Below are 19,878 nucleotides of genomic sequence, written 5' to 3' on the forward strand. Positions count from 1 at the left end.
TTATGCAATTTTTCAAAAAAAAGCAGCTACACTTTTGTGTAGCCACCTTTTTGTACCCTATATACATTTAAGAAACAAATATAACAGGGAGTGTGTTATTTATCTGACATCAACTTTTTAATTCCTGCCTTTAAGCCATTAACTGTCAATGGATACATGTCTATGATTTCCTTAATGGCTCTTTCTGATTCCATCCAGTAATTCTTTGTTAAATCACCATGGAATGATGGATTAAGCCAAATGGTATGTGGATATTTCTTCTTAAACAACTGAATCCATTCGTGTCCTGAAAGTCCGTTATTAGGCCCGCTGTAATTTCCGTTTTTGTCGTAGTATTCTTCCGGCGCCATTCCAGCATCACCTACAACTATAACCTTGTAATCCTTGTCATAGTTATTAAACGCATAAGTTGTGTCAATCCATTCTCCCGGAGCACACTCAGGTGTTTTGTATAACTTTGCGTAAATACAATTGTGAATGTAGAAAGTTTTTACGTCCTTAAAATGATTTGCTTTATTTACTGCCTGAAATAGCTGGTTGCATAATTCACTGTAAGGATACATTGACCCACCACTATCAAAAATTAGCATAAGTTTAACAGAATTCTTTCTAGGCTGCTGAAACTCAAGTTTCAGATAACCACCCTGATTACAGGTAGAAGAAATGGTCCCGTCAATATCTAACTCTGTCTTTGGCAAATCCATTTTTCGTGAATACTGGCGTAATTCCCTGAAAGCCACCTGAAACTGTCTCATTGTAAGTTTAGTGTCTCTTCTGAAATCTCTGTAACGTCTCTCACCCATTACGGCAAATGCTGTTTTCATTCCGGCTTCATTTCCAAGTTGGATTCCACCTGCTACATGACCGTTTTTACCAAAAGCCGAACCACCGCCTGTACCAATCCAGTGATTTCCACCGTTATGCTCAGTGTGTTGCTCGCCTAATCTTTCACGAAACATTCTGTGAACTTCTTTTGCCTCACGCTCTGTACGTTTATCTACAAAATCTTCAGGATTAGTTAAACGAACTCTGTCACTGTCGTTATGGAGCCATTTGTTTAATTTTTCCATATTTAATTTATCAGTTTTGATATTTTTAAAATACTCTAAAAAAGCAGAATCTAATTTATCATAATCAGCTTCGCTTTTTACAAGCACTGTTTTACACAAGTAATAAAAGTCAGTAAAATTGGAATGTGCCAGCCCCTTATCTAAAGCTTCCATAAGAGTAAGCCATTCTGTTGTAGATATATCCAATCCATTACTTTTCAATGTGTAGAAAAATGGTGTAAACATATTTCCTCCATATTATCTGCTAACAAGTCTTACTGTTTCTAAATCTTCATCTTTTTTAATAAGCACACCTAAATATGGCAACTTGACGCTTATTGTTTCAGGATCAACGCCACCAATCATTAATGCTCTAATCCAGTCAATAAATTCCGATGTACTTGGTTTCTTTCTTAAATCCCTAATCTGTCTGATTTTATAGAAAGTATTCATTGCCTGATCTAATAGATTCTCTTCTAAATTTTCAAAGTGAGCATCTACAATCTGCTTCATTAATGCCGGTTCAGGGAATGTAATGTAATGGAATACACAACGACGTAAAAATGCATCAGGCAATTCTTTTTCCGCATTAGATGTAATAATAACAATTGGGCGAACCTTTGCCTTTACTGTTTCCTTTGTTTCGTTAATATAAAATTCCATTTTGTCCAATTCCCAAAGAAGGTCATTAGGGAATTCCAAGTCTGCCTTGTCGATTTCGTCTATTAAAAGAACAACCTGCTTATCCTTCTTAAAAGCTTCACCAAGTTTTCCAAGCTTAATATAGTGTCCAATGTCATCTACTCCTGCTTCACCAAACTGGCTGTCGTACAATCTCTGAATTGTATCATAAATATATAAGCCATCCTGCGCCTTTGTTGTTGACTTAATGTTCCAAATAAGTAACTCCATGTCAAGAGCCTTAGCAACTGCCTCCGCCAACATTGTTTTTCCTGTTCCTGGTTCTCCTTTAATAAGAAGAGGTTTCTGCAATTCTCTTGCCACCTGCACTGATGCCATTAAATCATCTGATGCTACATAAGTATCTGTTCCTGTAAATCTTGCTTCCTTTGCCATTTAAATTCCTTTCGTTTTTAGTTTTTTATTATAAAGTCGGTTCTTATATTATTTCTTAACTATAAAATTAGATTAATCCCAAATTTATTATTAAAAAATTATATATTCAAACCATTATTATTTTCCAAAATATTCTGCCACTTTCTTTAAGTCTTCAATAATTGGTAAGTTCTGTGGACAAATTTTCTGACACTTACCACAGGCAATACAATCGCTTGCCTTACCAAAAATTCCTGTTAATCTGTCATAATATTCCCCCTGTGGTGTCCAGCCTTTTTCTTTTACTTCCTGTTTATCTGCATTGTATAAAGAAAAATACTTTGGTATAGCAATTTTCTTTGGACAACCCTCAGTACAGTATGAACAACCTGTACATGGAATTTCTATATTTTCATTTAAAATATCTGCAGCTTTCATAACAAGGTCAACTTCTTCTTTTGTTAATGGTTTAAAATCCATCATATAATCAGTGTTATCAAGAAGCTGTTCCATATTACTCATACCACTTAAAACCATCATTACATTATCAAGACTTGCCACAAATCTAATTGCCCATGATGGCACTGACATTTCGCTATTGTATGCCTTGAAATGTTCTTCAACTGCCTCAGGCACATTAGCTAAAGTTCCACCTTTTACCGGCTCCATAACAATAACCGGCTTCCCATGTTTTGTAGCTACTTCATAGCATTTACGTGACTGAACGCCTTCACTTTCCCAGTCAAGATAATTAATCTGAAGCTGAACAAATTCCATTTCCGGATGTTCTGTTAGAACCTTGTCCAACAACTCTGCATTATCGTGGAATGAGAAACCAATATGCTTAACAAGTCCTGCTTTCTTTTTATCAACCAACCACTGAAAACATCCAAGGTCTGTGTACTTCTTGTAATGGTCTAAACCAATATCGTGAAGTAAGTAGTAATCAAAAAACTCTACACCTGTCTTTTCAAGCTGCTGATTAAAAATCTCATCTGCTTCTTCTATTGTGTTAAAAAATCCACCATGCAATTTGTCAGCCAAAGTAAAGCTGTCTCTTGAATGACGTTTTACCAAAGCCTCTTTTGTAGCATTCTCACTTTCGAATCCACAATACATCCAAGCTGTATCAAAATATGTAAATCCACGTTCCAAAAATGTGTCCACCATTTTGGACATTTCTTCTATATCAACATCTGCTGCTTCATTTGGGTCTACAAGTGGTAATCTCATCAAACCAAATCCTAACTTCTTTTTAGCCATATTTCCTCCTTATTAAAATTGTAGAAATCATTCTTTAGCCATAAATATTTCTACTAATATTTTTCCTAGACATTTACTTTTATATTCTAATAATTTATGAATTATTTGGCAAGCAAAGTTGCAAAAAAGTAAGAAGTCCTTACTAGACTTCTTACTTTCTAAATAAATTACTTTTTAATTTTTACTTTTTTAGGTTTTGACCATGTTTTGCAACCAACAGCTTTGGCTCTTACATATAATTTTTTCTTGTTCTTAAGCTTTTTGCTCTTAATTGTAAACTTAATCTTCTTTACAGTTTTCTTAACAAGAATCTTCTTGAACTTCTTGCTCTTAGAAACCTGTACTTTATATTTCTTTGCATTCTTAGCTTTCTTTAATAAGATGCTAATTTTCTTTGCCTTACGCTTCTTAGTTGCTTTCTTAACCTTTGTCTTGCCAACAGTCTTCTTAACAATAGGTTTTTTTACCTGTGGCTTTGTTGTTTTTACTGGAGTCTTTGTTGTTGATTCCGGTGTTGTTTCTGTTGGTGCTAGTGTTGTTTCTGTTGGTGCCGGTGTTGTTTCTGTTGGTGCCGGTGTTGTTTCTGTTGCTGCCGGTGTTGTTTCTGTTGGTGCCGGTGCTGTTTCTGTTGGTGCCGGTGTTGTTTCTGTTGGTGCCGGTGTTGTTTCTGTTGGTGCCGGTGTTGTTGGTTCAGTTGTAGGATTTGTAATTATCTTTGTACCTAACTTGTAATCACCATATAAGCCATCGTTTGCACCATCAGTTTTTACATTTGCCTTCTTATCATTCTGTTCATCTTCATTTGATGCAACTTTTCTCTGATATACTCTAACATAATCAACTTCCATCATGGCCGATGTGAAATTGTCATCAGGTACATAACCGCTATCAAAAGTTCCGCCTGCTGCTAAGTTTAAGATAAGGTAAAATCTCTGATCAAATGGTGCATATGTATTACCTCTGTCTGAACCTGAGTACCATTCTCCAGCTGTACATTTGAAGTAGCATTTACCATCACAGTAAATCTTAATATTTTCTGCATCCCAAACTACGCTGTATACATGCCAATCATCAATACCTGTTTTAACATTTCCATTTTTAGTCATGTTAAACGCATCAGATGAGTTAATGTTGTTTGGCCACTGTGAACCATAATGTAATGTACCAAATACCATGTTTGGTGTACGTCCACGTCCTTCAAATACATCAATTTCTCCTGATAAAGGCCATGAACCATATACTGAATCATTTGGAAGCATCCACATTGCAGGCCATACACCTGTACCTGTTGGCATTTTTGCTCTAAAATCTACTCTTCCGTATTTAACTGAGAACTTGTCCTTTGTTGTTATCTTACCTGAAGAATATTTTGCTTCTGCTTTCTTAGAAGAATCGTTTTTCTGTGTAAATATCTTTGACTGTTTTTTCATATTGATATTTAATTTACCAGCATTTACTGATACATTATCTCTTGTATAATATTCTAATTCCTGATTTCCCCAACCGGCTGTATTAATATCATCTTCTTCGAGGAGGAATCCTTCGTCGTATGACCACTTATTAGTATCAAGCTTGTCTCCGTCAAATTCATCATGGAAAATCATTTTCCAGCCTGCAGGAGCATAATCCTCTGAACTGTTTTCTACTTTAATATCTGTCATGTCAGCAGGTAACTGTGCTTTATATTCTGTGTTACCCTTAATTGTGTAGATTATTGCATTGCTGCTTGCATCGCCACCTTTTTTGCCATCAATAGGGTAGCTGATTCTGATTTCTGTATCTTCTCTTACAGGCTGAAACCATAAGCCATAAACATGATCAATGAAATATCCCCACTGACTGCTTAATGAATATTTGTTATAGCCATTTCCTTCGTAAACCCAACCACTAGTTGCTACGTCTGTAAGGGCAATCCATTTTCCGTCGACTTTTACTTCATATTTGAATAAGTCTAAATCATCCTTAATTGCTTCTGTTCCACCAATCTTTGGAAGTGGAATACCAACTGATGCTGTTTCAACTTTGCTTGCATCGTATGAAGTTCCCTCATAAGCTGTTAAAGCATAACTTGTTCTAACAGGCTTCTCATAAACAACTTTTACATCCTGCATTACATCAGGATTTGACTTTGATTTGAAACGAAGTGTAAATGACCAATTGATATTTGTAAACCAATAACCGCCATCACCATCTGAATAATAACCAAAGTTCTGATCCCATTTGAAACCTGAATTTGCATTGCTAAGGAACTGTACAAATCCTTTGCCATCGTTATTGTCAACTAAAATTTCAACATCATCCTGAATCTGTTCATACTTAATATTTTTGTCACCGTTAAAAGTCCATGCTCCCCAATGTGTAGCTGAACCACCTGTTGTGTCTGCCTTAATTGTTTCTTCTGTAGTAGAAATACTTGTAAGCTTATAAGTTGCAAGTTTTTCTAGTTCTAAAGTGTAATCCAAGTTTACACCACTTGATTTGCTATGAAATCTGAATTCTGTAGTTTCTGAAACTTTCAACCAGCAAACCCAGCCATCCCAGCTAAGCTGATGTTCAATACCCCAAGTTTCATTCCATACAAAAGACTTAACTTCTTCAATCTTCTTCCATTCGCCGCTTGTGCCGTTCTCCTGTTTAACGTACAACTGAATGTCATCTCTTACATTATCATAATTCAATTCTTTTGGTTCTTTTCCATTAAACTTAGGTAAAACAAATCCAAAGCTTACTGCACCTGTTCCTGTTCTCTTAATTGTTGGTCCCTCTTCACTGTTATAATAGTCCATTGATGTAACTGCTGTTGCGGCTGAAACCTTTGAACTCTTACTTACTGAGACAACACCGATTGTTGTAATCATAAGTGCAACAGTTAATACCATTGAAACAAGTCTGTTAAACCAATTTTTCTTACTAAACCCTCTGTTCATAATAACACGTTCCTTCCTTTCTCAATATTCTTCTGCCCAAATACTTTAAAATGTTTATTCGAGCTTCCCCATGTTAAATGTTCTTTTATTATATCGCTCACATTTTATTCACAAAACTCTTTATTTTTTATTTAGTCCACTTTTTTTATAAAAACATTTTTATTTTTTAAGTTTTAATGCTTTCTCCATAAACTATTCCCCAATTTATATTGTTCTTACGGAATTTCTTATTTTTTAAGTAATAAAAAATATTTTTGGAGAAAAAAATCTGTATTAAGTTCACTGGTAATCTACCAGGTTAACCTAATACAGATTTTTAAAAATTTATGTTTTTATTTTGAAAGCTTATACTTGGCTTTTACTCCAATTTTATGCTATTCTTTATCTTCTTGAACAATGTTAATTAAAGCAATTACCACAATCATCATAAGAATTGCAATCGGTAGCACAATCCATGCATTGCGGACAAAGCCTGCAATTATAAATGAGAAAAATGAAACTACTGCCGCCACAATAGCATAAGGTAACTGAGTGGATACGTGATTTACATGGTCACACTCTGCACCCGCCGAAGCCATAATCGTGGTATCTGAAATTGGTGAACAATGGTCACCGCAAACAGCACCTGCCATGCAGGCTGAAATTGAAACAATCATTAACTCATAATTGCTGCCCTCAAATACTGCAACTACAATAGGAATAAGGATTCCGAATGTTCCCCATGAAGTTCCTGTTGCAAACGCAAGGAAACATGCAACTAAGAAAATAACAGCAGGCAATAATGAAATAAAATCTCCTGCAACAGATTTCATTGACATTGCAACAAACTCTTTTGCTCCAAGAGAATCTGTCATTGATTTTAAAGTCCATGCCATTGTAAGAATTAAAATGGCTGGTACCATTGCTCTGAAACCATCAACTAAACAATCCATGCAATTTTTAAATGGAAGAACTCTTCTAATTACATACAAAAGAATTGTAATAACCAAACCAAAGAAACTTCCGATAGCAAGACCTACTGAAGCATCACTGTTTGAAAATGCTGTAATAAAGTCTTTTCCTTTGAAAAATCCACCTGTGTAAATCATTCCAATTACACAACAAACCACAAGACATAAAATCGGAATAACAAGGTCGATTACTTTACCTTTCGAGCTACCCTGCTCATCTTCCTGAATGTTCTGTGTTCTATCGCCCATTGAAAATAAGTCACCGTTGTCAGCATTCTTCTCATGTTTTGCCATTGGGCCGAATTCAACTTTTAAAAGAACCATAGAAACCATCATTACAACAGTTAAAATTGCATAAAAGTTATAAGGAATGGCTCTTACAAATAAAGTTAAGCCGTCCTCCCCTTTTACAAAACCACTTACTGCTGCCGCCCATGAAGAAACCGGTGCAATAATACAAACCGGTGCTGCTGTTGCATCTATTAAATATGCAAGTTTTGCACGTGATACGTTATGCTTGTCAGTTACCGGACGCATTACACTACCAACTGTAAGACAGTTAAAATAATCATCAATAAAAATCAAAACACCCAATAAAATAGTTGCAAGCTGTGCACCTGCTTTTGTTTTAATATGCTCGCTTGCCCATTTTCCAAATGCTGCCGAACCGCCGGCCTTATTCATCATAGCAACAATAGTTCCCAAAATAACAAGGAATATTAAAATACCTACGTTGTATGAATCTGTTAAAACACTTACAAATCCGCCATTGTCATCTCCGAAAGCATGGAGTATTGTTCTTTCAACATTGCCACCGCCATAAAGAACAGCACCAACAACAATACCTATAAACAATGAACTGTAAACTTCTTTAGTTATTAACGCCAGTGCAATAGCTACAACCGGTGGTAATAACGCCCAACCTGTAGAAAAAACTACAGGGGAATACTTTGCCTTGTCTGCGCCTAAAACAACTGTGGCACAAACAACCACTAAAAGTGCTGAAACACAAAAAAGTGCCATAAGCCTTCTAGCTGTTAAACCTTTTCTTTTTTCCATAATGTTTTTTAGTTAAATTAGCTTTAACTTTCTCCTCCGTTTTCTATTTTTTACCTTTGCCTTTTTATATTATCACTTTTTTATTAATAAGAAAATTGTTAAAAAGGAATTTATGTGTTTTTCCTAAAGTTACCTGTTTCATAACTAGCTCCTTTCATTTAAAAACTCAAGAAAACCTCTGCAACCTTTCTCTACGTCCTCGTATGTAGCGTCAAAATTTCCTGTGTACCAGGGATCTGCAATATCTCCTGTCTCCCCTGCAAATTGCAAAAGTTTATAAACTTTTCCCTTATAATCATTTCCAACAATACGTGCAATATTTTTCATATTAGCACTGTCCATGCCGATAATATAATCGAATTGGTCATAGTCTGACTTTTCTAAATGTCTTGCCTTGTGATTGCCACAGTGAATGCCAACCTGCGCAAGTTTTTTTCGTGTACCCGAATGCACACCGTTGCCGATTTCTTCGAAACTGGTTGCCGCCGAGTCAATATAAAATTGTTCTGCCATTCCTGCCTGCTCTACCATGTGCTGAAGCACGTACTGTGCCATGGTTGAGCGGCAGATGTTGCCGTGGCATACAAATAAGATTTTTGTCATTGGTTGTTCTCCTTTTTTCCTACAACTCATCATATTTTTTAGCATTTCCCTTAGCCTTTTCAACGGGATATTTAGCTTCGTTTTTGTCCATTTTGCTGTTCACAATTTCATCTACATCTAATTCTAGCTTATCCAGCATATCCTGACAATAAACAATCACATCTGCCAATTCTTCTTTTACATGTTCCAAATTATATTCTGTATCACTCCATTGAAAGCATTCCAATAGTTCGTTTGCTTCGATTGATATTGATTTTGCAAGATTTCCAGCAGAATGAAATTGTCCCCACTCTCTATCAGTTGTAAATTTTCGTATTCTATCTATTGTTTCCTGTTTCATAATTGCTCCTTTATTTTGATGCCTTTATTAATGCTTCTCTCAGTTCAGAATCACATGCATATATGTACATTCCATTAACGCCACGTGTCATTAAAACTCTCACTTCATGCCGAATCAACATTTCACCAAACTTCTTTTTAGTACCATCAGATAAGGTTCTATTTCTTATAGCCTTTTCATTATGGCTTTCCGATGGGTCAAACACTACTTTTCCATTACGATATTTTACAGATGGTCCGAGAATTACCCCTGCATAATTTAAATCAAAACCTTGAATAGTAAATGTTGATCCTACTTCATTGATTGTTTGTGGCTGTTCTGCCCATGCTAAGCCTTTAATTTTTCTCTTTTCTTTTCTAGAAAGTTCTGACTCTAACTGACGATTCCATGGTTTATGCCAATTTCCAATAAGCACTTCCCAATATTCTTTCAATCGGTCGTCAGGTTTATGATTCGAACTATAATTCCAATCATATGTTGCTATCACACGTGATAGAGCAGAGTTACCTTCTTTGGCCTTTTTCTGAATCTCTATATCAAGATTTTCTGGTTTATCAAATATTTTTATTGAATATCCACCAAATGTATTTGGTATCTTCTTTACAATTCCCTTCTTTGTAAAAGAGTCTATCCAATCCATTGTTGCAGAATCTGCCTGCATGCGAAGTTGTTTATCTAATACAATATGTGTATTGTTTGTCTTTGCCTGATTTCTATATTTTTCAAGAATCTGCGCTTCCCAAAATTGTTCTGTTGTAAGAATCTGATTTTCATCAAACATTACTACTGTCACACGTGCTCTATCAATAATGTCTTTCAACTGATTTTCTCCACGGTATGATTGCTTGCCTTGCGTAAGAAGCAAATGTGCCTCATCTACAAATACCACATCCACTGGATTTTCTATGGAATGATTGTTAATAAAAGTTGTTGGTTTACTTACAACTTTTCCATATCTTTCCGTCAAGCCAAGTTTCTCTGCTATCTGCTCATAAACAGTAATTTGTTCATCATGATTAACAAGTAAATAACATTTTAAATCTTTTTTGTTTTCCTCTGCCTGACAATATAATTCATAAAATGTGCTACTATTTAACACAGTCTTTCCGGTTCCCGCTTCACCATCTACAAAAATAAGTTGTTTCTTTGAATCATTCTCCAGTGCTTTTGAAACTTTTTCAATAATTAACTCTCTTACATTTTCCTGTTCTTTTGTAAGTTTATGAAGTGGGGATGCTTTATATATTGCCGAATCTTTTATGGCTCCTTCAGTAGGAAATAAATCCTTGTTTTCTCTTCTAAGTCCTCTCCATATTTTGCTAAATATTTCATCTAATTCTTCCATTGGATAATAACTAGCCTGTGGATTATCCCTTAAATTATGTACATGCTTTACACTCTCTACACTCATCATATAATGCATTAATCGATTTTCTATGTCTAATGTTAATGATTTGTTAAAATGTTCATGACCTATAATAAAAAGCTTTGCATCCTTTTTCAACAGCTGACTTTGCCATTTTGAATTATTCAATGCTGTCTCGTAATGTTGACGTGTTCTCTTAAAAATATCATTTGATTCACCAACATATACTTCATAATTTCCTGATTCCTGCCAATTATGAATATACACTGTTGGGAACTTTGCAATAATTTCCTGTGTATTTTCATTTTCATTAGGCAACAACACTTTTTCAAAATAATCTAAAGCATTACTATTATCATCAATTTGTTTAATAATTGGCTGTGCCACGCTACTTTTCATCTTTTTTCCTTTCTTTTTTTCCACTGTATTCATTAGTTTCTATAGTATTTAATTTGGTCATTTTCCGGCTTCAATTTAGTCATTTATTACTAATATGACTAAATTAAACTATAACTCAACTCTCTCCATTCCCCAATATGCAGATGCTCAAAATTGATTTCATAGCCCTTATTCTGATTTTCAAATTTTGATACATGCTCATCTGTCTTTCCCTCGTACAAAACTGGGAACATTCCAACTTCCTCTAAGCGTCTCATATGGTGCAAGAAGGGTAAATAAATTTTCAACATGACCATCCAGATATGTTGCGCTGATATAATTTTGCACACGTCCTTCGGCTATCTATAATTCTCTTATATTTTAGCCAAAACACACTTGTCTTTAACACCATATTATATGTTTTATTATTCCGTTTCACTTCCTACCCAGCCGGCAATGTCCCCATCCTCAAAGGCATAATCCAATTTTTTGCCGTATGCCTCCTCGTAAGCCTGCTTCTTCTGTTCGTAGTCTTTTTCCATCATGCGGAAACTGTTTTCTCTTGTTGTTAATTCTGGTTCAGGATAAATTGGTGGCAGTACATGCACTACATATTTTACCTTGTAGAATTCTTCTGTTTCCTTTTCATCTAAATTCTGAATTTCTACAAAGATTGGTACAATTGGTACGTTGTTTTTTGCAGCGTAATAGTATGCACCACGTTTTAGATTTCTAGGTTTACGGTAGTTGAACCACATTTCCTGTTCCGGGTATATTAGAATCCATTTTTTTTACGAAGCATTTTGCAAATCATTTTGTTAAACTGCTTTTTCATGTAGTCCTTATCTTTACTGCAAATTGGAATTATGTCTGTGTAGCGCACAAGAAAGCCAACCCAGACTTTCATTGCCAAATTAGTAGTCTGACTTATGATATAAAGGCGACCTCTTCCAGTTTTCTTTACAGCCGTACGGACAGCTGTGTTGTCTAGTCAACAACATGTTGTTAATCATCCTTTTCTATTGTAAATGTTGAATAAAGAATTTTCATTACATAACAAAGAATGTCGCTTGCCATATTCTACGAGCAGATTATGTATTGCCGCCAAATAATTTCACATTAAATAAAAAACTTCAGCTAATATTCTGTCCTATTTTAGACATATTATATTAACTGAAGTTTTTTATTTATCTTATATATTGTAATTTTTCTACTTATTTTTAGACATTTATTGTAACAGCAAATTGGCATTTGAGCTATAATACCTTATTTACTCTTTTTGCTATATTACTACGTTTTATTTTTATTAAAACAATGTCTCCACACTTTTTATAAAGCCTTCTTTATTGCATCCATCAATTCATCGTATGTTTCAAATGCTGGAAGTTCAGGATATTCTTTCTTAATTTCGTCTGTACTTCTGAATAAGAATCCTGCCTTGCTTGCCTTAATCATGCCAAGGTCATTGTGGCTGTCACCGCTGGCAATTGTATCATAGCCGATTGACTGTAATGCCTTAACTGTTGTAAGTTTTGAATTTTCTATTCTCATCTTAAATCCTGTAATTTCGCCATCATCAGCAACTTCTAATGAGTTACAGAAAATTGTAGGATAACCTAACTTTTTCATTAAAGGTCCTGCAAACTGTGTAAATGTATCACTGATAATAATTACCTGAGTCATTTCTCTTAATTCATCTAAGAACTTCTTTGCTCCTGGCATTGGATCAATCTTTGCGATTGTTTTCTGAATTTCCTTAAGACCTAATCCATGTTCTTTTAAAATATTTATTCTATAATTCATAAGCTTATCGTAATCAGGCTCATCTCTTGTTGTTCTCTTAAGTTCACTTATTCCTGTTTCCTCTGCAAATGCAATCCAAATTTCAGGTACTAATACTCCCTCTAAATCTAAACATACAATGTTCATTTCTCATTTCTCCTATCTGTTTATAAAAAAGTTTAAGGCACGCTGTACCGCAGATATTGTACCATAATTTCATTATTTTGTCTAAAATGCCAAATCCTTTGTCCAAAATATAAAGCCATTGTCATTTTGCTTTATAAACTAATGTTTACGTTAGCTTCCTAACATTTCTTTTACAAAATACTGTACAATTTTGTAAATAACACTTACTTTTTCACTATCACATACTTTCTTCCTGTTTTCTATATCTTCTTTGGTAATAGTCAAGTGCACGATAGTTTATTGCATCTTTTACTTCTTTAACAAAAATTGGATTAGTAACTATATCTATCATTTCATCTCGAAGAGCTAACGCAAATCCATCCTTTTTTACAAAAAAGCCTTTGCCTGATTCCTGTAAAAAATGAACAGGCATTTTCATAATTTTTTTAATATGCTCCTTATCTGATATATTTTTATATTTTTCAAAAGAGAGGTCCTTTTCCAAATCCTTCCAATTGGTCCCTGTTCTAAAGAATTCCTTCCAACTTTCTAAAAGTTGTTGTTCTGTAACTTCCATAAGGACTTTATCTTTTCTAACAAATGCCATTAATACAGGCATTTTGTAAACTTTTGTCATGCTAGTATTCTCGATAAAACTAATAAATTCTCTTCCCATTCCCTGAGATAATTCATTTTCTTCCTGAGATAATTCGCCTAATTCTTCCCTATACTCAAGATATCCTTTAAAAGGATTATCTTTTGAATGTTTTATTGCTAACTGGTACACATCATCTTCCATATATGTAAATAATTCTATTCTTGATGGAGACTTTCCTAGCAAGCCCTTCACTCTAAAATATTCATTTTTAATTCTGTCTTTAAGCTTTGCTTGCTTTTTATCTATTTCTTCAAATAAATCAAGTAACTTCATATCAAAATCTATCAGGCAATCATCCGGTAAATTAGAACGGTCTGCCGGATTATAATGTCCATTTTCAGATATTGTTTTCTCTGTGAGTAAAAATCTTACCCTACCGGCTTTTTCATAGTTTCCGATAAAATCTAATACATTAAGATACTCTTTTCCACGACTTCTTCTAAGTCCACGCCCTAATTGTTGCAAAAATACAATTGGAGACTCAGTTGGACGTAAAAACATTACCATATCAACTGAAGGTATATCCACACCTTCATTAAACATATCAACTGAAAAGATTACTTTAATTTCACCCTTAAATAATTTTTCAATTGCTATTTCTCTTTTTTCTGAGTATGCACCAGCAGCATTGCTATAAACAGCCACAGAAGGAATTCCTCTTTTGCAAAACTCTCCTGCCATTTCCTCTGCATGTTGTCTTGAGCAACAAAACCCCAGTGCTCTTTTTGAACCATACTTGCAATAATATTTATAAATTAAATCATGACGATGTACATTTCCAATATATGTTTCGTTTAATTCTTTCTCATCATATTTTCCACGTACAGTATGTATCTTTGAATAATCTGTATCATCATAGATTCCGTAATAATGAAATGGTACAAGTATCCCCTTGTTTATAGCCTCTTGTAATGAAATTTCATATGGAACATTATAATCACAAATTTCATATATATTTTTACCATCCATTCTTTCAGGCGTAGCTGTAAGTCCCAACAAAAATTTAGGTCTGAAATATTCTACAATACGAAGATACTGGTTATTTACTGAATGATGAAATTCATCAACTACTATATAATCAAAATAATTTGGTTTGAAATATTTTTCATTTAGGTAACTTTGCTTTCCTAAACTTGCAACAGATGCAAATATAACAGACTTATCTGTGCATTTTTCCTTTCCACTAAAGAATCCATAATCTTCCGACTTTCTTACATTTTTAAACGAAACTGCTGCCTGTTTTAGAATTTCTTCTCTATGTGCCACAAAAAGAACCCGCTTGAATTTTTTAGAATCAAATGCTGCAAGATAAGTCTTTCCCACACCGGTTGCAGCTACAACTAATGCTTTTGTTGCCCCTTCAGTTCTTGTATCTTCTAACGCACACAATGCCTCTATTTGCGCCCCTCTTGGTTCATACATAACTCTTACATTGGTGTCAGCCGGCTCCTCCATAATTTCATATTTTTCTAAATCCTTTGATACTGCCGGTCTGTGCCAATTTTTAGAATATCTATGTAATTCTTCATCATCAACTATAATTGAATGATTGTTAAATAAATCTTCGAAAGTATGAAAAAATTTTAAATAATTCTTCTCATCTTTTTTGCTACTAAATCTGTAATTCCATTCAATTCCTGAGGTTAGTGCACTTTTAGATATATTTGATGAACCAATATAAATTTCGCTATGTTCTTTGTAATGAAAAATATATGATTTAGGATGAAATGAACGATTCTTTTCATTATAGAATCTTAAGTCCACTTGATTTCCTAATTTTTTCTTTATAAGATATAATGCTGATGGCTGAGTAATTCCAAGATAGTTACCTGTTAAGATTCTGATTTTAGCCCCTCGTTCCAAAGCCTTTTCTAAGTCTTTTAAAAGCATTTTCACCCCTGACTCCATCAGAAAGGATACTATAATATCCACAGTTTCTGCTTTTTCTATACTTAATGCCAGCTGATTATACAAATACATTCTCTTGTTTCTATCACCTGTCATTACATCTGTAGAATAATTATGAATATCGTGATTTATTAAATCTTTCGCAAGATTATGTTCAACCATTTTTCTCCATCCCTTCCTTTTCGTACATCATTAGTTATCCAACATTCTTCTATTTGTAACTCTTCAATATCTTTAATAAATTTTCTAAATTCCTTTACAGTAAAATCTACAAAAAATCTTCCATTTCTTACACCTTCAAAATCACCGTATTTAAATGAAGTATATATAATTCCATTGTTCTTTAAAGCTTTTGACATTTTTTGAAAAACTAATTTTAATTCATTTTTTGATAAATGAAGAATAGATGAACATGCCCAAATACCATCATACTTATTCTCTTCATTTAAATCCTTAAAGAACATGTTCTTAATTTTCATTCCTGTATAATCGCTTGCTATTTTGCATAACTCTAATGAACCATCTATTCCTTCAACCTTCATTCCCTGTTTGGCAAAATATTTTGTATCCCTTCCTGAGCCACAACCGAAATCCAGAATATAGTCTCCCTTGTTAAGTAAATTCAAAAACTTATCCTGGGTTTCCTTAAAGTCTACACTAACTGTTCCTTTTACGAACTCTCTCGCATTTTTATTATAAAACTCTATAGTTTCTGATACATCGTTTTTCATATTATCCATATATTTTTATTCCATCCTTTAGTATTTCCTCTGTTAATTCTATATTATCATTTAATTGATTAATGTCCAAAACATCAACTTTCTTATTCAATTTTAAATGTATTTCCTCAACCAACCCATAAAACTTTAATCCCTTAACATTTGCAGAAATTAACAAATCCACATCGCTAGTTGGTTTTGCTTTTGCTTTTGCATAAGAGCCAAATAGATAGCAGAAATTAACATCTCTTAATTCTTTTAATTTATTCATTTTGCACCTCTGTCTTAACATTAGTGCAAAATTTGCACTTTATCAATCATAGGGTGTAAAAATTGCACTTTATCAGTTATACAAATGTAATTCATTCTTATTTTCCCGCTTTATCTTATCCCAAAAGTTCCAGCAATTCTTCCTTATTAAAACTTGCACTTCCTATTCTTTCTCCACCAAGTACCTTATCAGCCAATTCCTGTTTTCGTTCCTGCAAATTAACAATCTTTTCTTCTATTGTTCCTTTTGTTATAAGTTTATAAACGTTCACAACATTCTTTTGACCAATACGATGCGCCCTATCTGTTGCCTGATTCTGAACAGCCACATTCCACCATGGGTCATAATGTATAACAATATCTGCTGATGTAAGATTAAGTCCTGTTCCACCTGCCTTAAGTGAAATACAAAATACTGACGTTTCATCACAATTAAACTGTTCAACCATTTTAGCTCTTTCCCTTTTGTCAGTAGAGCCTGTTAATGTGTAAAAGCTAATGCCTTCCTTAATCATTCTCTTCTGCAGATTTTCAAGCATTGATGTAAACTGGGAAAACAACAAAATCTTATGACCATTCTCTGTTGCATTTTTTATTAATTCAATACACATATCTGCTTTTGCCGATTCCCCTTTGTACTTATCAAATAAAATTGCCGGGTCACAACATAGCTGACGCAGTTTTGTTAATTCAGCAAGGATTTGTATTTTGCTTGTATTAAATTCTACATCATCAGTTTTCTCAAGCATTAATTTCATACGTTTAACATGAGCATCATAAAGTTTTTGCTGTTCGCCTTCTAATTTCACATACATATTTTCTTCTACCTTGTCCGGCAAATCTTTTAGTACATCTTTCTTTAATCTTCGAAGTATAAAAGGACTTATCATTTTCTGTAACCTTACCATTGTTTCCTGGTCGTTATCCCTTACAATAGGCTGTTCAATCTGTTCTTTATATCTTTTATAATTAAACAAAAAGCCGGGCATTAAAAAATCAAACTCACTCCACAATTCACTAAGTCTGTTTTCAACCGGTGTTCCTGTAAGTGCAAGTCTGAATGTTGCATTAATAAGTTTTACTGCCTTAGCTGCCTGTGTTGTACTGTTTTTTATATATTGTGCTTCATCAATTATCTCAGCAAAGAATTCCATATATCCATAAACTTCAATGTCTCTTTTTAGCAAATCATATGAAGTAACAAGAATATCTTTTTTGCCTGATTCCATAATCATTTCATGTCTTTCATCCACATTTCCGGATACCGTTTTAACAATTAAATTAGGAGCAAATTTTTCGAATTCACTTTTCCAATTGTAAACAAGGGATGCGGGACAAACTATTAATGTTCGTTTATTTTCAGACTTTTTTGCCTTTTCCATTTCAGACAAAATAAAACAGATTACCTGAAGGGACTTTCCCAATCCCATATCATCTGCCAATATTCCTCCAAAACCATTTTCATGCAAAGCTTTTATCCATCTAAAGCCTTCCTTTTGATAGTTTCTCAAAATACCGTTAAGACTTTGTGGTATTTCAAAATCATATTCTTCTACACTTTTTATATTATCAACTAACTTTTTAAAATCAGTACTTTTATTTGTTTTAAGAAATTCTTCGTCCTTAACCTGCTCATCTAAATATAACGCCCTGAATTTTGGCACCTTAACTGTTCCTTTTTTCATTTCCCTGTCAGTTAGTTGTAAATTATCTTTTATGATAGAAAGTCTGTCCAACTGCTCACTATCTGCATAGAATATGTTTCCGTTTTTTAATTTGTAATACTTTTTCTTTCTGTCATATCTGCAAATCAAATCTACAAGTTCATCCATTGACATTTCATCTGATGTAATATTTAATTCCAGCAAATCTCCTGAAAGAGAAATTCCTACAGTAGTTTTTGCCGACCGAACTACCTGTAATTTCTTTATTGCATCAGATACGAAAACCTCGCCGACCTGTTGCAATCTCTCAATCCCTTTTGTTAGCAGTAAATATAATTTTTCCTCATCATTATCTAAAACCATTAATTTATTTTCATTATCATAAGCATTGCTTACAGTTTTGATAATATCTGATACTATTTTCTCTGTTTGTAAGTCTCTAAGTGCCACATTTTCCTGATCAAATACAGAATATTCATTCTCACCATAAATTGCCTGTGCTTTAAATGTAATCATGTCTTCCTGTGGCATATCCAAATATGTTTTTAATTCAGGTTTTGTTACAACGTATTTACTCTCATCAAAATCTACTAATTCCACATTGCAACATCCTTTTATTTTAGGTAACAGGATATTGCAGAAAGAAGGTAAATCTTCTTTGCTTACATAAATATCGCCTGCATATTCATCTGCACAAATCATTAATTCATCTAAAAGTTTCCAATTTTCTAAAGGTTCCATGTAAACACAATTTTCTTTAAATATCATATATTTATTGTTACCTTTATATGCAAACAATTGCTGAATTTTTATATTTGCACCGCTATCATCACCTTGTATTTTTAAATCAAAGCTGGCATTTTCATTAAAGCTCTCTTTTGCCACTTTATACGTTGTTTTGGCACCATCTACATCTAATGCGAATTCTTTATATTCAGTTGCCATAAGAAACTCTTCAAGACTGTTCTCGTCTAATGGAATATGTCTGACCTTTTGATAAGTATTTCCATAAAATCCAAATATAGAATATGTATTTTTGTTTCTGGCAACCCAATCCTCAATGAACTTTACCATCTTTCTTGAGTCAGGCGAAAACGCCTCCATTATATGAACAAATTCCAAATTTTTTCCATAGGAATGATTTTCTTTTTCTTTTATGTTTTTGACAAATTCAATTAAATCTTTTAAAACATACTTTTTATCTGTTCCAATTTTAAATTCAACAGACATTCGTCTGTACCCTTCAATTGAAAGAAATGGTTCTAACTCTATTTTTCCATACAAATCCCCATTTAGAATTGGTAGCATTTTCTCATTTGTGTATTGGTCTAAAATATTTTTAAGTAATGGATTAGTTGCAACTTTTATTCCTTTAGTAATTCCCTGCATATTTTGTAACTTATACAATGCTTCTTCCTTTGATGTAAATTTCTGTATCTGATTTTCACATTGATTGTTATATTCAAAAGCTACTGCTACACAATGCTTGCACATAGCATAATAACTTTCTGCAGCAGGACATGAACAATCTGATGCCATAATATCTCCATCCTCAGCATCTACTTCTAATTCTATGTCATATATATTATGTCCACTACCTTTAACATCAGCATGTATAATAATCCAATCGCCGTCTTCCTGAACATCAATATTTAAGACTTTTCCTCTATAATATAAATCTTTGCCTCTCTCATAAAATCGACTATTTGTACACGCTTTAATTGATTTTACATCTATCATCTATTTCTCCTGTTCACATC

At 33.6% G+C, this 19,878-nt stretch carries 15 protein-coding genes; all 15 read right to left on the reverse strand.

What is annotated here, in order from left to right:
* Window positions 1–95: 95 nt before the first annotated feature.
* Window positions 96–1,295: a hypothetical protein gene (locus tag ACZM4J_RS02930; protein ID WP_022165905.1), complete on the reverse strand. Its 1,200-nt coding sequence runs from the start codon at window positions 1,293–1,295 to the stop codon at window positions 96–98.
* Window positions 1,296–1,307: 12 nt separating this feature from the next.
* Window positions 1,308–2,126: an AAA family ATPase gene (locus ACZM4J_RS02935; protein ID WP_022165906.1), complete on the reverse strand. Its 819-nt coding sequence runs from the start codon at window positions 2,124–2,126 to the stop codon at window positions 1,308–1,310.
* A 117-nt stretch (window positions 2,127–2,243) separates the two neighbouring features.
* A complete protein-coding gene (locus ACZM4J_RS02940; RefSeq protein WP_022165907.1) occupies window positions 2,244–3,368 on the reverse strand; it encodes an aldo/keto reductase in 1,125 nt (374 codons plus the stop codon).
* Between the two features lie 167 nt (window positions 3,369–3,535).
* Window positions 3,536–6,295 carry a glycoside hydrolase family 16 protein gene (locus ACZM4J_RS02945; RefSeq protein WP_428245233.1) on the reverse strand — a complete coding sequence of 920 codons (2,760 nt, stop codon included), beginning with the start codon at window positions 6,293–6,295 and terminating at the stop codon, window positions 3,536–3,538.
* Window positions 6,296–6,669: 374 nt separating this feature from the next.
* Window positions 6,670–8,268: a Na+/H+ antiporter NhaC family protein gene (locus ACZM4J_RS02950; protein ID WP_412336383.1), complete on the reverse strand. Its 1,599-nt coding sequence runs from the start codon at window positions 8,266–8,268 to the stop codon at window positions 6,670–6,672.
* Window positions 8,269–8,448: 180 nt separating this feature from the next.
* Complete coding sequence (locus tag ACZM4J_RS02955) at window positions 8,449–8,907, reverse strand: low molecular weight protein-tyrosine-phosphatase (RefSeq protein WP_022165910.1); 459 nt, start codon at window positions 8,905–8,907, stop codon at window positions 8,449–8,451.
* Between the two features lie 19 nt (window positions 8,908–8,926).
* The gene (locus ACZM4J_RS02960; RefSeq protein WP_022165911.1) at window positions 8,927–9,247 is read right to left on the reverse strand and encodes a nucleotide pyrophosphohydrolase; all 321 of its coding nucleotides are present in this window, start codon (window positions 9,245–9,247) and stop codon (window positions 8,927–8,929) included.
* Between the two features lie 10 nt (window positions 9,248–9,257).
* Window positions 9,258–11,012 carry a DUF2075 domain-containing protein gene (locus ACZM4J_RS02965; RefSeq protein WP_022165912.1) on the reverse strand — a complete coding sequence of 585 codons (1,755 nt, stop codon included), beginning with the start codon at window positions 11,010–11,012 and terminating at the stop codon, window positions 9,258–9,260.
* 98 nt (window positions 11,013–11,110) lie between these two features.
* Window positions 11,111–11,245: a hypothetical protein gene (locus tag ACZM4J_RS02970; RefSeq protein WP_428245231.1), complete on the reverse strand. Its 135-nt coding sequence runs from the start codon at window positions 11,243–11,245 to the stop codon at window positions 11,111–11,113.
* A gap of 171 nt (window positions 11,246–11,416) precedes the next feature.
* The gene (locus tag ACZM4J_RS02975; RefSeq protein WP_022165914.1) at window positions 11,417–11,749 is read right to left on the reverse strand and encodes a lysophospholipid acyltransferase family protein; all 333 of its coding nucleotides are present in this window, start codon (window positions 11,747–11,749) and stop codon (window positions 11,417–11,419) included.
* Between the two features lie 571 nt (window positions 11,750–12,320).
* Window positions 12,321–12,920 carry a bifunctional phosphoserine phosphatase/homoserine phosphotransferase ThrH gene (thrH, locus tag ACZM4J_RS02980; RefSeq protein ID WP_428245230.1) on the reverse strand — a complete coding sequence of 200 codons (600 nt, stop codon included), beginning with the start codon at window positions 12,918–12,920 and terminating at the stop codon, window positions 12,321–12,323.
* A gap of 217 nt (window positions 12,921–13,137) precedes the next feature.
* Complete coding sequence (locus tag ACZM4J_RS02985; protein ID WP_489485579.1) at window positions 13,138–15,627, reverse strand: DEAD/DEAH box helicase family protein; 2,490 nt, start codon at window positions 15,625–15,627, stop codon at window positions 13,138–13,140.
* On the reverse strand, window positions 15,597–16,205 hold the full coding sequence (locus tag ACZM4J_RS02990; protein ID WP_022165917.1) for a class I SAM-dependent methyltransferase: 609 nt from the start codon (window positions 16,203–16,205) through the stop codon (window positions 15,597–15,599). Before ACZM4J_RS02990 ends, ACZM4J_RS02985 begins: the two co-directional genes overlap by 31 nt.
* Complete coding sequence (locus tag ACZM4J_RS02995; protein WP_022165918.1) at window positions 16,198–16,455, reverse strand: nucleotidyltransferase family protein; 258 nt, start codon at window positions 16,453–16,455, stop codon at window positions 16,198–16,200. Before ACZM4J_RS02995 ends, ACZM4J_RS02990 begins: the two co-directional genes overlap by 8 nt.
* 115 nt (window positions 16,456–16,570) lie before the next feature.
* On the reverse strand, window positions 16,571–19,858 hold the full coding sequence (locus ACZM4J_RS03000) for a DEAD/DEAH box helicase (RefSeq protein WP_022165919.1): 3,288 nt from the start codon (window positions 19,856–19,858) through the stop codon (window positions 16,571–16,573).
* Window positions 19,859–19,878 lie beyond the last annotated feature (20 nt).

The organism is Eubacterium sp., assembly GCF_057858645.1.

Coding starts and splice junctions, on each gene's coding strand:
- ACZM4J_RS02930 (WP_022165905.1), bottom strand. CDS start 1,295: ATGTTTACACCATTTTTCTACACATTGAAAAGTAATGGATTGGATATA.
- ACZM4J_RS02935 (WP_022165906.1), bottom strand. CDS start 2,126: ATGGCAAAGGAAGCAAGATTTACAGGAACAGATACTTATGTAGCATCA.
- ACZM4J_RS02940 (WP_022165907.1), bottom strand. CDS start 3,368: ATGGCTAAAAAGAAGTTAGGATTTGGTTTGATGAGATTACCACTTGTA.
- ACZM4J_RS02945 (WP_428245233.1), bottom strand. CDS start 6,295: ATGAACAGAGGGTTTAGTAAGAAAAATTGGTTTAACAGACTTGTTTCA.
- ACZM4J_RS02950 (WP_412336383.1), bottom strand. CDS start 8,268: ATGGCACTTTTTTGTGTTTCAGCACTTTTAGTGGTTGTTTGTGCCACA.
- ACZM4J_RS02955 (WP_022165910.1), bottom strand. CDS start 8,907: ATGACAAAAATCTTATTTGTATGCCACGGCAACATCTGCCGCTCAACC.
- ACZM4J_RS02960 (WP_022165911.1), bottom strand. CDS start 9,247: ATGAAACAGGAAACAATAGATAGAATACGAAAATTTACAACTGATAGA.
- ACZM4J_RS02965 (WP_022165912.1), bottom strand. CDS start 11,012: ATGAAAAGTAGCGTGGCACAGCCAATTATTAAACAAATTGATGATAAT.
- ACZM4J_RS02970 (WP_428245231.1), bottom strand. CDS start 11,245: ATGTTCCCAGTTTTGTACGAGGGAAAGACAGATGAGCATGTATCAAAA.
- ACZM4J_RS02975 (WP_022165914.1), bottom strand. CDS start 11,749: ATGTGGTTCAACTACCGTAAACCTAGAAATCTAAAACGTGGTGCATAC.
- thrH (WP_428245230.1), bottom strand. CDS start 12,920: ATGAACATTGTATGTTTAGATTTAGAGGGAGTATTAGTACCTGAAATT.
- ACZM4J_RS02985 (WP_489485579.1), bottom strand. CDS start 15,627: ATGGTTGAACATAATCTTGCGAAAGATTTAATAAATCACGATATTCAT.
- ACZM4J_RS02990 (WP_022165917.1), bottom strand. CDS start 16,205: ATGGATAATATGAAAAACGATGTATCAGAAACTATAGAGTTTTATAAT.
- ACZM4J_RS02995 (WP_022165918.1), bottom strand. CDS start 16,455: ATGAATAAATTAAAAGAATTAAGAGATGTTAATTTCTGCTATCTATTT.
- ACZM4J_RS03000 (WP_022165919.1), bottom strand. CDS start 19,858: ATGATAGATGTAAAATCAATTAAAGCGTGTACAAATAGTCGATTTTAT.